Here is a 14,572-nt window from a genome sequence, read left to right on the forward strand (position 1 = left end):
GCTTCGGTAGTTGCAGTAACCCAAGGAGGCTCCGGCAGTCACGCCACCATAGTTCTTTCCATAGGGTTTGATCCACCAATCACGCGCAGGACGGTCGTAATACCCATCACCCAGTGAAATCCCATAGCCTGCGTATCCCTGAATGTAGGCACTTGTCTTCCCAAGTCCCAAATTGTACCTGACATCAACCAACGCCGGCAAGAGCCGCTGAAAAGCAATGGATTCGTAGCCCAAACCGATTCCCGTCATCCACCGCTCATTCCATTGCCAACCATTGACCATTTGGAAACTGGGCCCGATCGCCGAGGCGAAGTAGTTGCATACAGTGAAATTCAACGAAGTATGGTTGAAATACCCCGCAGTTTTCATGACAAAACGGTGCTTGCGCTTGTCGATGGTGATATGGGCCACGCTGTCGTCCGGAAAATTCCGATAGGTTCCATCTTCGGATTGAATCCGCACATGGTCACCTGCCAATCGTTCCATGAAGGTCCCACTGACGCGTTTTCCATCCGTCAAGCGAATGACATCTTGAGAAAAGGCTGCTGACCATGCCATGATGATCAGCAGCCCTGCTCCTGTTAATCTCTTCATTTGAAGGCGATTGACTTACAGCTGTACGGGAATCAAGCTCAATTGCGTGATGTTGCGCAAGTCGCTGCAATCGTATTGATAGATGCCCGCAGGACCCGTCATGATCAGCTTTGTTCCAAGCGGAATCACGTCGTTGGCGACGATACCCGGGAATTGGGCGGTCATGTTGACTTCAATTGCGCTCAAATCCGTTTTGTCGAATACTTTGAGGCCATCAGGGCCGTCGCAGAGGAACAATGAGTTGTTGGCGACACCCAAACCGCGTGGGTTGGTCATGTTGTAGGTGTACATCAAACGTGGGGCGTTGATATTCGAGATATCGAGCACTTCCAACACATTGACGCCTGCACCGGTACATGGGCGGCCGGTGGACAGTGTCAAGAACGCCTTGTCGCCTTGTACCACCACAGGATCACAACCGGTGCCATGATCATACTGCGAAAGGTAGGTCGGGCTGGAAGGATTGCTGAGGTTGAAAATCAACATGCCCATGGTCGTGCCGATGAAAAGATGGCCTTCGGCAGGAAACACCGTTTCTGGAAATCCTGACCAGTTCAGATCGACATCGTTCAGGTGATTGATCCCCGTCGCAACGTCAAATGTGGACAATTGCCAGTTGTTAATGGCATAGAGGTAATGGTCTTCGAGGGCAAATTTGGCTGTAGAAGCTGCAATCCCGACACTGGACTGATTGGTGGTACGACCGTTACCCGTTCCGCCGCCAAAGTTGTTCATTGGAGTTACGGACACCATCTCACCGCCATTGTACATGTCATCGGAGGTGTACTCACCAACTTTCCATCCGACTACGATACCCTTGGAAGGATCGACGTTGGCAATGGGATAGTTACGGTTGAAACCGTCGAGATAGGCGAAGTTTTCGTAGGCTACGTAATCAAACACTTCGGTGGCGCGGTCTTTCAAAACCGGGTTGCGTGGATCCGTGATGTCAAAAGACAAAAGATCCTTGTAGCTGTCGAGATAAAGCGTGTTTTCACGGACTGCAATGTCTGCACTTGCCTGAACAGGGAGGAAACCCAAGTTCACAGGGCTGCTAGGTTGCGAATTGTCGAAGAAGTGAAGACCCTTCATGTATTCGTTGACCAGGAGCAGGTTGCCATAGACATAAATGCGGCCAGGATTTTGAAGCGAACGCGGCGCTTCCATCGTGATAGATTTGGAACGCCAAGTTTCCAAGCTTTCATAGACCGGGACATTGGCGGTGAATGTGCGGACTGTGCGATCTGTACAACCGAAAGTCAGCACCGTCAGGAGCAAAACAACAAGGGATGAAATTTTGATACGCATAGGAGGTACTTATTTTATGCTAAGTTAATCCGAATCTCAAAAACCGCAAGTGTCAAAATCGATCCATGGTGACGCACTTGCACCACTTCTCAACGGAATCCGCCAGCTGCGATGCCTGCCATCACCCCGATCAAAATTCCGACCACATAGAGGCCAATCACGATGATCGTCATGATCCCCACAAAACGGTAATGGTTACGCAATTGCTCGAAGGAAGACTCCAAACTCATCGAATCACGCATGGTGATGGCATTGAGCATCTTCGAGGAAAATTTGTTCAGGAAAAGGACCGGGAAAAAGTACAGACCGGCCATGACCAGGTACACTACGCCGATCAAGCCCATCGGCGCGCCACCAAACATGCCGCGGCTGCCATACATGGAACTCGCCCGGCCACTGATCAAGGCACCGCCGGCAAACATGAGCAGGGCTGCGAGCACCATAAATCCGATGCCGATAAACCCGAGAATGGACAGGAAACGCGCCCATTTTGCAGTGCTTTCTAGAAAAGATGTGGAATTGGGTGACAGTTGGAGGCCGCCGTCTTTGGATTCTTGGTCAAATGGATTCATTGAAGTGTATATTTTGATTTGAATGCAATGTAGCTGAAAATCAATTCCAAACCTCCAACTCAGGAACAAATTTTCAGAATTCATGGCCAAAATCATCCGATCAGCATGCAAAGCCTGATTTTTGTCAACACGAAGAAAAACTTGGCGATCTAGATTCGCAGCAGATTCACCGCTTAATTTGTTGAAACCTCCTCTTTATGAAATCTGAAACACTTGCACAAGCAGAATGGGCATTGGAATCACTGCTGCGTGGTTCGGTCAATGAACGTGAAGCATTGCGCGACCGTCTGGAAGATCCGAACGATGCTTCGATCGACAAGTCTGCGCTTTTGGGCATGGTCATGGGACAGTTAAATGGAGATTTTGAAGCGCAAAAAATGTTGGCAGTACCCATAGGAAGCGAGAAGCGTGCAACCTACTATTGGTTGCTCACCATACTTGGCCGGCTTGTGAAAAAAGATACTGAAAGTGTAACATTGTTAACCAAGGTCGTCAAGAGCTGCGTTGGCGATCAAAATTGTGACCCAAAGGCTCGCTATTGGGCATTGGAGTCGTTGATCAAGTTGGAAGCTGAGCAACTCATTGGCATTGCCAAAGAAATCCTTGGGAATGAGCCGACATTCCTTCCCCCACCACCCGAAACGCCAGAGAAAGACGCAAAAAAGGGAAATAACGACGGTACGGTAGCAGCGGAAGTACCAAAAAAGCCGAAATCAAACATCGTCTATTCACTCGCGTTGGCTATTCTACTTGATCAAAATGCGAAACAGCCGGAGGACAAATCACAATTGAATGGTGAGCTCATCGTTGCAGGGCTAAAGGACAACTACGGCCACCGAATGGCCATGCGGGTATTGCCTCATCCCGATGCGATCAAAGAATTGTGCACTTGGCTTCATCCAAATGTCCCGGGCAAGCCTTGCGACACCGATGCCCTCGCCGACGCCGTGCAAGCACTTGCTGTCTTGCCCTTGAAGCACGAACACCAAGAAATGGCCGCAGAAGCCTTGGCATCGTTTATCCGGCGCGCGCGGCATCATTCTTGGTGGAATAGCCTGCATGCCATGGCCCTCCATGGTCTCGGTCGGTTCAAATACCCCGCTGCAGTACAGATTTTGGTCGAAGACCTCGGTGATCCGCATCCGGCGATCTTGTACGAAGCCGCCAAAGCCTTGGAAGCCACCGTGGGCGTCAGGATCGCTACCGACCGCATCGTCGAGGTCGCAAGCAAAAAAACAGAATCCATGATCTTCCGCTATGCCAATGCCTTGCGCTACATGGACCGCGCGGAAGTCGCCAATCAACTTGAGCATCTGATGTTTACCGGCGAACTCGTGATGCAGGAAACTGCACGGAACCTGCTGGGTGAACTTGGCGGCCGCGAAGCCATGGACAAACTTCGCAACCGCACGGAAACCATGAAAGCCCACCGCGAGGCCATTGAAAAGACGGAAGACGATGTAAAAAGGCTTTTTGACAAATCCCTCGAAGAGGCAAGAAGCGGCTACACGATCTCCACGAGCATGAATTTTATGCTCTTCCTCGTCGGATTGGCGTTCATGGGTGTATTTCTGTTCCTTTTGATGCGCGACCCCGACTTGAAAAATGACACGATCGGCAAGCTCATCGCGGGTGGTGGCGGTGCCTTTGTGCTCATTTACAACATGTTCTTTGCCAAAACCCGCGATCAGGTGCGCGAGTCTGCAGAGCATTTGCTTGGCCTCAAAGTGATCTTCCTGGGTTACTTGCGGCAACTTCATCAAACGGATCAGGCCTACGTGCGCCGTTACCTGGAGGATAAGACAATCGCCACCACGGAATTGAAGGAATATGCCGACTTGATCACGGCGACAATGCAAACAGCATTGGCCGAAATCAAAGGCAATGTCAAGGGCAGCAGTGATTACAATCCGCCCGCGCAAGGTGGTACAACGGGTGGAGGCCCATCAACCGTTTAATAATCAAGCGACAAGCAGGAAAGACTTCGTTCTGATTTGCAACAAGCTTCAAAAGCAAGTAGCTTCGTTGCCCATTTGAATCAGTGATTGCATGATGCGTAGAATCTTTTTGTTGGTCATTTGCCTTTCCGTGACCTGCCTTTTCGGTTGCAAGGAAAAAGGCGGTCAGGAAAATACGAGCTCCACCCCTGTCGCAACGGATTCGGCCAAGGTCGATTCGGTCGCAGCGCCCAAAGTTGCCACAGCCGATTCGGCGACGCTGATGAACCTTGCCAAGGAAATCCTGCAATTCGCCGAAAAAAAGGACTTTGGCAAAATCGCAGACTACATTCATCCGACTGCAGGAATCCGGTTTTCGCCCTATGCCTACGTCGATACGGCTGAGCACAAGCACTTTACTGCCGATGCATTCCGGGTCCAAGCGACAACCGACGCCAAAAAGAAGGTTCTATGGGGAACTTATGATCCGATTGGTGATGACATCAAGGTTACCGTGGAAGCCTATTTCAAGGAGTTCGGCTACGACAAAAACTACCTTGGCGAAGGTCAATTTGGGTTCAATGAAACGATGGGTGGCGGCACCGTGATCAACAACACAGAAGAAATCTACCCCGGCTTGCCACGTGTGGAGACCTATTGGGCACCAAAGGACGAGGAAAAAGCTCCCTACGAATGGGGTACCATCCGACTTGTTTTCAAAGAACACGAAGGAAAATTCTACCTTGTGGCCTGGATTCACGACGCGTGGAACACCTGAGAAGTTATAAGTGATTAGTGAAAAGTGAAAAGTCTTGACTCAATTGACGCTGTGGTGGAGAGTGGAGAGTTTCGGTTGCTTGTTTGACCTTCACTGCTCCAAGTGAACAAGTTGATCAGCCTCCATCCTTGATTGCCACCTATCTATCACGTCTTGCTCATTCTCAATTCTCCATTCTCAATTATTCATTCAATGAGTTATCTCGATACCACCTACAACGTTTACAAGGATGCGGCTGAGACGCCGAATGTCGGCCTTTGCTGCACCACGACACCGGTTTGGCAATTGCCGGGCCTGAGCATTCCTGCAAAAATGCTGGCGATGAACTATGGCTGCGGTTCGACGGTGAATCCGCGGGACCTTGTGAATGAGCCGACTGTGCTTTACGTGGGCGTCGGTGGCGGCATGGAATTGCTGCAATTCTCCTATTTCAGCCGTCGTCCGGGTGGCGTGATCGGGGTGGATGTGGTGGATGAAATGCTGCAAGCCTCCCGCGAAAACATGGTGCAGGCCGAGGTCGAAAATCCTTGGTTCCGCTCCGAATTCATCGATTTGCGCAAAGGGGATGCACTTTCCTTGCCGATCGCGGACAATTCGGTGGATGTTGCGGCGCAGAATTGCCTGTTCAACATTTTCAAGATCGACGACCTGAAAAAGGCGCTTTCCGAGATGTACCGCGTGCTCAAACCCAATGGCCGCCTCGTCTTGAGCGATCCCGTTTGCGATACCGAAATGCCCGAAGCCTTGCGCGAGGACGCGAACCTGCGTGCGCTTTGCCTCAGCGGATCGATGCCCTTGGCCGATTACATCAAAACCATCACCGACGTGGGCTTTGGCACCGTCGAAATCCGTGCACGTCGCCCCTACCGCGTGCTCGCACCCGGGCATTACGCGACCGACAAACTCATTTACATCGAAAGCGTCGAAGTCTGCGCCATCAAAGACCCGATGCCTGCCGACGGCCCCTGTGTCTTCACCGGCAAAACAGCGGTCTACTACGGCGGAATGCCGTTTTTCGACGATGGCAACGGTCATATCATGGCTTACAATTCGCCGTTGGCGGTTTGTGACAAGACGGCCGCGGCATTGAAAGGACTGTGGCGGGATGATATTTACATTTCGGAGAGTACGTATTTTTATGATGGTGGGGGTTGCTGCTGAGCTCCGCTCAGCTCCTCGCACGCACACTCGGACTCACACTCTTATTCTCACGCGCGCTCGCAGTGACGCTGGGACGCGCGCTCGCAATGACGCTGGGACGCGCGATCGCAGTGACGATGGGACGCGCACTCACTCTGACTCTTCCACCATCTCCTTGAGCTTCAGATTCATCCGCTCAAAATTGGTGGCTGCCTCTTGGTACACTTTTTTGCCGTAGGACTTCCCAAACAATCCGCCCCACGATTCGCCTTGGGTGAATTTGATTTTGCCTTCGCCGATGTCCTCCAGTTTGAAGTAATGGCGGGCTTTAAAGAAAAACAAGGCGCCGCCGCCCCAGGCGAAGGCTGAATCGGGCTTCATTTCCAGGACCTTGGCTTTGAAATCATAGTCCTTTTCCTTGCCGTCGATGTGAATGTGCAATCGCTTTCCCTTTTCAGCCTTGCCTTCGATTTTGGTGATGTACGGGTTCCAATTCGGGTAGTCTTCGAATCGGAGAAGGATGGCCCAAACCGCAGCAGCATCGGCTTGGATGATGGTTTCGACCTGCACGCCATTGGGTTTTGCAAAGGATTGGGCCTGAATGAAATTCGCAGAAAGAATCAGCAAACACAAGGCAAACACGGTTTTCGCGGCAAAGGATCGAATCATGCTGCAAGAATACGGGCTTGCAGAGGATCGTGCAAATCGCCGGTGAAAGCCAGGTCAATTCGGCAAAACAGGTGGCAGGCCGCCTTGGAAATTGCCCATGGGTTCGAATAGCTTCCCGACTTCGTCCAAGAAGGTATTGAGTTGGGGTGCGGGCATTGGAATGACATTCGAATAGAGATGTTTGTCGAATCCATTTTCGTCCGTACTCCAAAACGAAATTGTCAGGTAGTCCACGCCCTCGATGGTCCGGATGACCTTGGGTATCAGGCGCACGTCGTCGAATTGTTGTACCTTGCCTGCGGTCTGGAAAAATCCCCAATTCTGCTGGACCAACAGCGCCGAACGGCTGACTTCGATCCATTCTTCGCCTTTGACATTCCACAGCAGCGGAATTCCCGGCCAAAAGGACAACATCACAATGACAACGATGACGGGCAAGACCGCCCCGCTCCCACTCTCATCGGTTCCTGTAAAAAGCGCGACTGCAAAGGGCAACACCATGAGAAAGCCAATCAGCATCCCAAGCGCCCATTTTTTCCAAGCAGCCGGCCGCATGCTCACGATGAGCCTGACGGTGTTGGCAGAAAGATGGACTTCGGCGGTATGTTTCACAGCAACAACTGGTACGCATGGATGATGGCTGGCAAAACTAGGATTTTCAGCCGAAAAGGCAGCATCCGGCATTCAGGGTTGGCGAAAAATGCGGAGGGAAATTCGTCCAAAGGAAAAGAAATGTGCCCCCATTCCCCAAAAGTATTATTTTTGCACGCAATTGCCGGGATGGCGGAATGGTAGACGCGCTGGACTTAAAATCCAGTGATCCGTAAGGGTCGTTCGGGTTCGAGTCCCGTTCCCGGTACAAAAGTCGGCTCTGCCGACTTTTTCAGTGTGAGGGCAGAGTGTGAGTGAGGAGGCGGAGGCTACCACAAGTGCCTTTGGTGATCCATCTTTTGATGAAGAATCCGAATGACCTCTACCTAGCCCTTGTTTTTGCGGTAGAAAACGACGTGCCTTCCAAAGGAACGCGAACGACAACCGGCGAATAACTCTTCTCTGGAACGGCATTGACGACATTCCGGATCGTTGCCGATCTCGACCAAAGTCGCTTCGATCAAACTATAGTAACGCTCGAATTGAAGTTCCCCTACTTCAGCAACGTGTATTGAAGAATATTTTTATTATCCTTGGCCGCGGGTATGGAAAGCTTGTACGACAATTGATCAGGCTTTACTCTGAGCGTTAAGCACATTCTGGCGAATGTCCTCCAAACTTTCTTCGCTATATTCGCCGCGTTCCAAACCAGAAAGTCCAATCGAAAGTTCTCGCTTCAATTGTTGGATTTTCAACTCATTCAAAAGGTCATGATTTTTCATCGTGTCAAGGCCCAGCCGGTTGGCGTGCTCCCCTACTCCTTGACGTAAACGCTGCTACAATAAGTGGTGCCCTGCGAATGCAGCTCGAAAAAAATAAATATTGAATCCCTACTGGAATATCCGATTACTTGGTCCACAGTATATCCGCAGGGTACAGAACAGGATTCAACCACGAGATCGCCATCATCCTCCACCCTTACGCGCATATTTGAAGTATTGGTGCCGGTGGAATCGCCCATTACCGGCCGAATGGTTAGTCTGTCTTGCGTGCCTTGATAGCGTGTGATCCGCGTGTGACCTTGGCTGGGGCAGCTACTGCAACTGGATACCGATCGGTAATAACCCAACATGCCGGCAGTGGTGGCATAGACGTGCACGAATTGTTCGATTTCTGCGCTATTCCCTGCCTGATCTGTGGCACTGTAAATCACTTTGTAATTGCCCACCCGGCTCACATCCAGATTTCCACCTACTTGTACCTGGTCGCTGAGATCGAGGTCCTTCTTGTCAAATGCCACGATACGGGGAGGAACGAACGGCGTCGCTTGGGGCCAATCCAATGAATCTGGTGAGGCGAGACGCATGACAGGGGGCTCGTCGTCTTTTGCGCAGCCTGGCAGTCCCAGCACAATAGGAAGCGATAGTGTTATGAACAACAGGTGTCGTGTGAGAATAGGCAACGTCATCGGTCAAAATTGTGGGTAAAACATAGGAAATGCAAACATTACTCCCCAACCTTTGAAAGTCGAAAATTCGCCTCGGAAACTCCCTTGGTCAGCCGCACGAAATAAATCCCTTCTGCATAGCCAGAAAGATCCAGCAAACTTTCTCCAGCAGGATACGTCGAAATCATGACCAACTTTCCTTGTGCGTCGAAAACATGGCCTTCCATTTTGCGGTCAGTCACGATACGAAACAAGCCGGTGGATGGGTTTGGATAAACCGAGACATTCAAAATCGTCGGATCTAGTATCCCTAAGACGGTGTTTACGGGGACGTATTGACAAACCCTTTCGGTGCAGCCATTCGCAGCAGTTGCAGTCAAGCAGACATTATAGACAAAAGGTAGGAAATACGTATGCGTGGGATTTTGGGCGGTGCTTGTGCTCCAATCGCCAAAGTCCCAAGCCCAGGCTGTTGCAGCGGCACTCAAGTCGGTAAAGGATGTCACGAGGGAATTGGTGGAGGCGGAGAATGCAGTGGCAGGGCCCGGGGAAATGTTGGCAGTAATGGTTTGGGGTATCGAGTGGCAGGAGGCATCGTCTGCCGTCACGGAGACGGTGCCACCCTGAGTTCCAGCCGTAGCGGTCATACTGGTGGTCGTACTGGAGCCGGACCATCCTCCGGGAAGGGACCAAGTGTAGCTGGTAGCGCCGGGGACTGGCGTGATGCTATAGGTGTTCTCACTTCCTGCGCATACGCTTAGGTTACCGGAAATTGCTCCGGGCTGGGCCGGAGCAGCCATGATGCTAATGGGTAGTGACTGGGCTGAAGAGGAGCCACAGGCATTGCTTGCTATCACGGTGAGATTGCCGCCACTCGCACCCGCACTCGCAGTCAAACTGTTGCTGGAGCTGCTTCCAGACCACCCGCCAGGCAATGTCCAAGCGTAACTTGTCGCTCCGGGAACTGAAGCGATGCTGTAAGTATTGGTACTCCCTGGACAGACCGCAATATTTCCGGTGATGGACCCGGGTTGTGCCGGTATTGGAATGATCGCAACATTCAATGTACGATCTGTCGAAACGCCACAATTATTTTCACCATTGACAGTGATTATGCCGCCAGTGGCGGTTGCCGTTGTGGAGATGGTATTGGTGGTGCTGCTACCCGACCATCCGCTTGGCAAAGTCCAATTATAACTTGTCGCGCTAGGGGCTGCTGGGAAGGTGTAAGTATTCGAGCTTCCTGCGCAAATGGCGCTATTACCAGATATGAAGCCGGTCAGAAAGGGAACGAAATTGACGGTGAGATTGATCGTAATGACGCTATCACAAACTTGGCTATTGGGGATGATGGCCGTGTAAGTGCCACTCATGGTATAGACCTGCCCATCGGGGGCAGTATAGGTATTACAGAACGTAGGATTGATGGTGGCGGTGGTGGTGACGCACTGATCGATCTTGGATACAAAAATATCGGAACCTCCAGTAGAAGTCAAATTCGCAACACCTGCTCCCGGGTCAAAATCGACGGTATTAGTGAAGATTCCCCCCGTGAAAATGGAAGTGTAGGTGGGAACGGCGACTGCATAGCAAATATCTGATCCCGTACCTCCCCAGCGGTAGGAATCTTTGTACAACCCCATCGAATCCAATATTTGTACAAATGCATCCTGGCTGCCCGCCGATGTCCACAATTGTGTAGTGGCTCCCGGGTCAAAATCAACCGTTGAACTGAATTGCCCTGTCGTGAAAACATTTCCCAGAGGATCCGTATCAATGGCAATGCCTCTGTCAGTACCTGCGCCTCCCATCACAGCGTGCCATTCATAAGATCCTATATCATTCAATTTGAGTACGAAAATGTCCTCCCCCCCAATAGTACTTTCGTAGGCAGTGCCAACACCGGGATCGAAATCGATCAAATTGGTCGCGAAATACCCTGTTACCAGCGCACTACCATTGGGATCAAATGTCACGGCAAGGCCTCCATCATTTCCTCCAGCCGCACCTATGCCTCTGCCCCAAAGATGATTTCCCGAAGCATCAAATTTGATGATGAAGGCATCCGTGCCTCCGCCTGACCCCGTAATCATATTTGTCCCAGGCCCTGGATCGGTGTCAAAGGTTGTATCATAGCTTCCAGTAATACAGAACGTCCCATTGGCGTCTGCCTTTATGCCGAAGATGTCTTTTACACCAGTCGTGCCGAGTCCCTTTACCCAGAGAAAAGTGCCAGCTGAGCTCAGCTTTACGATGAATACATTGTTTGCGCCATAGAGGATACTGGTTCCTGATCCGGGGTCGTAGTCCGTGCTATTCGCCTGCCTGCCGGTAGTATAGACGCTTCCTGCACCATCTACAGTCATTGCACGCGAGAAATCGTCATCCTGAGAACCGTCGATCATTTTGGCCCACAGAAAATTACCGTTGGGATCCAATTTCAAGACATAGCTGATAACCCAGCCTGTCGTGGCCTGCGTATAGGTACCTGGGCCAGGATCAAAGTCAGCGACTCCAACGAAGGTTCCGCCTACAAAAATATTCCCATTGGGATCTGTGGCTACGCTGTGGGGTTTGATCCTACCGGAGCTAAAAAGTCCCTTCGCCCACACAAAGTTGCCTGCCGCATCCAGTTTCAAAATGTAAGTCTGATAATTGTTACTGGTCGGCGTGAGGTTGAACACGCCCGGTCCTGGATCAAAATCGACTGTATTGCGAAATGTTCCAACGCTGATGGTATTCCCCACTTCATCTGAGACCAATCCCGCAAAGGTCTCAGAGTTTTGGGCATTGCCTACTCTGTCTGCCCACTGATAGATTTGGGCTGGAACCTTAACAAGCAAAGCCATTAAGAGTAATAGAATACAACAGCGGAGTTTCATTTCTGTCAATGGCTATGTGGATGATTGAACGCGAATCTACTTAAAATCATTGACAGTCAACTTGTCTGGCCAAAAAACATTTCACTATTCGCTAAAAAATGAAGAGAGAGACTTCGAATGTCGATGGAAAACGCTACAATGTACGTTTCAGGTCACTTAAAAGGTCACCGTAGCGCTCAAATCAAACCATAATGGGTTCGAACTTTGCCACGCGGCGTGTACTTTCACAATGTGAGGGCGGAGTGTGAGGGCGGAGGAGATAAAGCGCAGCGAGTTCGACGACGACCAACTAAATCCCTATAAATCAGATAGCTTGCGGGCTTTTTAGAGATATCGTTTCTCGGTAGACCACAAAAAGGCACCTACTTCTCTCGTATAGGTCAAACCTTTGTTTGGAGGCTCCTCCAAGAATACGCGAAACGAATCCACTTGCGTTGGCGACCCATTCAAATCGAGGGGAGGATTTCATAGCGATGCAATCGCAGTACCAATTGATCTTCGAATACGCAGCCCAACCTCCCTAGCCTACTCGACCTTGCGGCTAACGAAAAAATCACGCCATCGGCAGCTACTTACGTGCGGCAAGAAAACGAAGGCCGATTAATGTATTTGGCAATATCGACGAGATTCAGCAATTTTATATCGTTAACGCCCTAGCCAACTTTCAAAGCTGGGAGTGGCTCATTATCCGCTTTTCCCTCATTCAATACAATTCATTCATCTGCAAAACCCCTTTAACCATGAAATTAGCACCCTTTTTCATCCTGTTACTGTTTGCGTCTGTAATCTATGCCCAGCCTGCGGGAAGCTTGGATCCGTCATTTGGTGTCGCTGGCAAGGTGACCGTCTCCTTCACAAGTGGCCAAGACAAGGCTTATGGCGTGGCGATACAGGCCGACGGGAAGATTTTGGTTGCCGGGTATGCTTCCAGCAACATTACGGGAAAGGACTTCGCCTGCCTACGCCTGAAAGAAAATGGAACCCGAGACAGCACCTTTGGAATCGCGGGATTGGTCACGATCGACGTTCAATTGGGGAGTGAGGACATTGCCTACGGGATTGCTTTGCAGGCTGATGGTAAAATCGTTTTGGCGGGCTACAGTGACGATGGCAGCGATAAAGATGCTGCAATAGTGAGGCTCCTTGACGATGGATCCATTGATGTGACTTTTGGCACCCAAGGCAAAGTTCTGACGGATTTTGAAAATGGGAAACAGGATGAGATCAAGGTCGTACGTATCCATCCTCTCACCGGAAACATCATTGTCGGCGGCGCGGCGATCATCAATGCAAGCACCTCCAAGCCCGTTGTCGCAAGGTACCTCAGCAGCGGTAGCTTGGATAGCACATTCAACTCCAATGGAATTCGATTGATGTGGATCACAAGTCTGGACTACCAATATCTTTTTTCCGTGGAGGACCTTGTGGTGCAAGCAAATGGAAAAATCAGTGCAACCGGCTGGCGCGATTTTACTGGGCTACCATGGGATTCTGATTTTTGGGCCGCAAGGATCAACAGTGACGGCTCGATGGACAATACCTTTTCCGGTGATGGTGTGAGTGTCTACAACGGCAGCTTTAACGGGTATGACAAAGGGTATGCACTCTTGCTGCGCTCCAACAACAATATTCTCATCGCTGGAGGTGGCTACGAAACCACGCTCTATTATGACTTTGCAACGTTTGAGTTGAATGCTGATGGCAGCACAGCCCCTTGGTATGCCATCCAAGATTTTGGCGAAACACTCGACGACATTGCCTACGGTATGCTGGAGGACAACAATGGCCGGTTTGTTCTCGGCGGTTCGTCAGGATCCAATACTAACAAGACTTTTGCGCTCACTCGATTGCAGGCAAATGCGGCCTTGGACAATTCGTTTGGCACAAACTCCAAGGTCACGACTACATTTGGCAGCAACATGCTTCAAGAGTGTTTTGACATTGGCCTTCAAAACGACAACAAGATCGTAGCTGCGGGATATGCCGGCAATGACTTCGCGGTTGCCCGTTACCTGGGCGATGCCGTCCCGCAACTGGACGATTTTAATTTGATCTCCCCTTTCAACAATGCCATCAACCAAAATTTTGCCAGTCTTAATCTGGATTGGTCGAATGCCTTTGGTGCAACTTCGTATGAAGTGGAAATTGATTCCAGCCTCGGATTTTCCACTGGACCACAAACTTTTACCGTTTCCAATTCTGCAAAAACCCTCACGAATCTTGTACCATTGACCGATTATTATTGGCATGTACGGGCCACGGATGGCAGCAATTGGGGACAATGGAGCGGTGTTTGGAAGTTCACGACCAAAACCGACGCGGTGGGTATAGCAAATACGATCGACCGGGATGCGTTTGCTGTATTTCCGAATCCCACCCACGATATCGTGACCATCCAATCGCCCATCAGTCTCAGTGGCAAGGAATTCAGGTTGGAGGACATAGCTGGAAGGCTTGTATTGAAGGGCGTTTTCAGGGGAGTGTCACCCTCGATTTCGCTGGTCAGCTTGCCCCGGGGGATTTATTTTTTGCGCGTCGGAATGGTCGACGGGATGGCTTGGAAAATTGTAAAGGAATAGGGAGGATTCTGGCTGATTTGGGGTCGCACCGCCTCTCTTTTGCAATTTTACAAACGGAAGCACCTGCTACCAGGT

At 50.6% G+C, this 14,572-nt stretch carries 12 protein-coding genes and 1 tRNA gene; 5 read left to right on the forward strand and 8 right to left on the reverse strand.

From position 1 onward, the window contains the following. From IPN95_03695 to IPN95_03705, 3 genes are all read right to left on the reverse strand, one after another. Positions 1-594, reverse strand: a 594-nt coding sequence (locus IPN95_03695; GenBank protein MBK9448513.1) for a hypothetical protein, incomplete at its 3' end; no start/stop codon positions are given. A gap of 15 nt (positions 595-609) precedes the next feature. Beyond that, complete coding sequence (locus IPN95_03700; protein MBK9448514.1) at positions 610-1,902, reverse strand: hypothetical protein; 1,293 nt, start codon at positions 1,900-1,902, stop codon at positions 610-612. A gap of 89 nt (positions 1,903-1,991) precedes the next feature. After that, positions 1,992-2,474: a hypothetical protein gene (locus IPN95_03705; protein ID MBK9448515.1), complete on the reverse strand. Its 483-nt coding sequence runs from the start codon at positions 2,472-2,474 to the stop codon at positions 1,992-1,994. 197 nt (positions 2,475-2,671) lie between these two features. On the opposite strand from IPN95_03705, the gene IPN95_03710 reads away from it, so the two are divergent. From IPN95_03710 to arsM, 3 genes are all read left to right on the forward strand, one after another. Further along, positions 2,672-4,432, forward strand: a complete 1,761-nt coding sequence (locus IPN95_03710; GenBank protein MBK9448516.1) for a HEAT repeat domain-containing protein — start codon at positions 2,672-2,674, stop codon at positions 4,430-4,432. A 91-nt stretch (positions 4,433-4,523) separates the two neighbouring features. After that, positions 4,524-5,189 carry a hypothetical protein gene (locus IPN95_03715; GenBank protein MBK9448517.1) on the forward strand — a complete coding sequence of 222 codons (666 nt, stop codon included), beginning with the start codon at positions 4,524-4,526 and terminating at the stop codon, positions 5,187-5,189. A gap of 192 nt (positions 5,190-5,381) precedes the next feature. After that, on the forward strand, positions 5,382-6,350 hold the full coding sequence (arsM, locus tag IPN95_03720) for an arsenosugar biosynthesis arsenite methyltransferase ArsM (GenBank protein ID MBK9448518.1): 969 nt from the start codon (positions 5,382-5,384) through the stop codon (positions 6,348-6,350). Positions 6,351-6,479: 129 nt separating this feature from the next. On the opposite strand, the gene IPN95_03725 is transcribed toward arsM, so the two are convergent. Further along, positions 6,480-6,998 carry an SRPBCC domain-containing protein gene (locus IPN95_03725; GenBank protein MBK9448519.1) on the reverse strand — a complete coding sequence of 173 codons (519 nt, stop codon included), beginning with the start codon at positions 6,996-6,998 and terminating at the stop codon, positions 6,480-6,482. A gap of 54 nt (positions 6,999-7,052) precedes the next feature. Next, a complete protein-coding gene (locus IPN95_03730) occupies positions 7,053-7,610 on the reverse strand; it encodes a hypothetical protein (GenBank protein MBK9448520.1) in 558 nt (185 codons plus the stop codon). Between the two features lie 162 nt (positions 7,611-7,772). Here IPN95_03730 and IPN95_03735 point away from each other — a divergent pair. Then, a tRNA-Leu gene (locus IPN95_03735) sits at positions 7,773-7,857 on the forward strand. 361 nt (positions 7,858-8,218) lie between these two features. Here IPN95_03735 and IPN95_03740 read toward each other — a convergent pair. The 3 genes from IPN95_03740 to IPN95_03750 all read right to left on the reverse strand — a co-directional run bounded on the left by IPN95_03740 (position 8,219) and on the right by IPN95_03750 (position 11,885). Then, positions 8,219-8,371 (reverse strand): hypothetical protein, encoded by a 153-nt coding sequence (locus tag IPN95_03740; GenBank protein MBK9448521.1) that lies wholly within the window; start codon positions 8,369-8,371, stop codon positions 8,219-8,221. A gap of 32 nt (positions 8,372-8,403) precedes the next feature. Then, positions 8,404-9,000 (reverse strand): DUF5011 domain-containing protein, encoded by a 597-nt coding sequence (locus IPN95_03745; GenBank protein MBK9448522.1) that lies wholly within the window; start codon positions 8,998-9,000, stop codon positions 8,404-8,406. Positions 9,001-9,095: 95 nt separating this feature from the next. Then, on the reverse strand, positions 9,096-11,885 hold the full coding sequence (locus IPN95_03750) for an SBBP repeat-containing protein (protein ID MBK9448523.1): 2,790 nt from the start codon (positions 11,883-11,885) through the stop codon (positions 9,096-9,098). A 773-nt stretch (positions 11,886-12,658) separates the two neighbouring features. Between IPN95_03750 and IPN95_03755 the strand changes: the two genes are divergently transcribed. Beyond that, positions 12,659-14,497, forward strand: a complete 1,839-nt coding sequence (locus tag IPN95_03755) for a T9SS type A sorting domain-containing protein (protein ID MBK9448524.1) — start codon at positions 12,659-12,661, stop codon at positions 14,495-14,497. The last annotated feature ends 75 nt before the right edge of the window (positions 14,498-14,572 follow it).

The sequence above is a fragment of the Bacteroidota bacterium genome (assembly GCA_016718825.1).
In the GTDB taxonomy this organism is placed as follows: Bacteria; Bacteroidota; Bacteroidia; order J057; family JADKCL01; genus JADKCL01.

What these genes read in the sequence shown, in the direction of transcription:
- IPN95_03700 (MBK9448514.1), bottom strand. Translation starts at nt 1,902, where the DNA reads ATGCGTATCAAAATTTCATCCCTTGTTGTTTTGCTCCTGACGGTGCTG.
- IPN95_03705 (MBK9448515.1), bottom strand. Translation starts at nt 2,474, where the DNA reads ATGAATCCATTTGACCAAGAATCCAAAGACGGCGGCCTCCAACTGTCA.
- IPN95_03710 (MBK9448516.1), top strand. Translation starts at nt 2,672, where the DNA reads ATGAAATCTGAAACACTTGCACAAGCAGAATGGGCATTGGAATCACTG.
- IPN95_03715 (MBK9448517.1), top strand. Translation starts at nt 4,524, where the DNA reads ATGATGCGTAGAATCTTTTTGTTGGTCATTTGCCTTTCCGTGACCTGC.
- arsM (MBK9448518.1), top strand. Translation starts at nt 5,382, where the DNA reads ATGAGTTATCTCGATACCACCTACAACGTTTACAAGGATGCGGCTGAG.
- IPN95_03725 (MBK9448519.1), bottom strand. Translation starts at nt 6,998, where the DNA reads ATGATTCGATCCTTTGCCGCGAAAACCGTGTTTGCCTTGTGTTTGCTG.
- IPN95_03740 (MBK9448521.1), bottom strand. Translation starts at nt 8,371, where the DNA reads ATGAAAAATCATGACCTTTTGAATGAGTTGAAAATCCAACAATTGAAG.
- IPN95_03750 (MBK9448523.1), bottom strand. Translation starts at nt 11,885, where the DNA reads ATGGCTTTGCTTGTTAAGGTTCCAGCCCAAATCTATCAGTGGGCAGAC.
- IPN95_03755 (MBK9448524.1), top strand. Translation starts at nt 12,659, where the DNA reads ATGAAATTAGCACCCTTTTTCATCCTGTTACTGTTTGCGTCTGTAATC.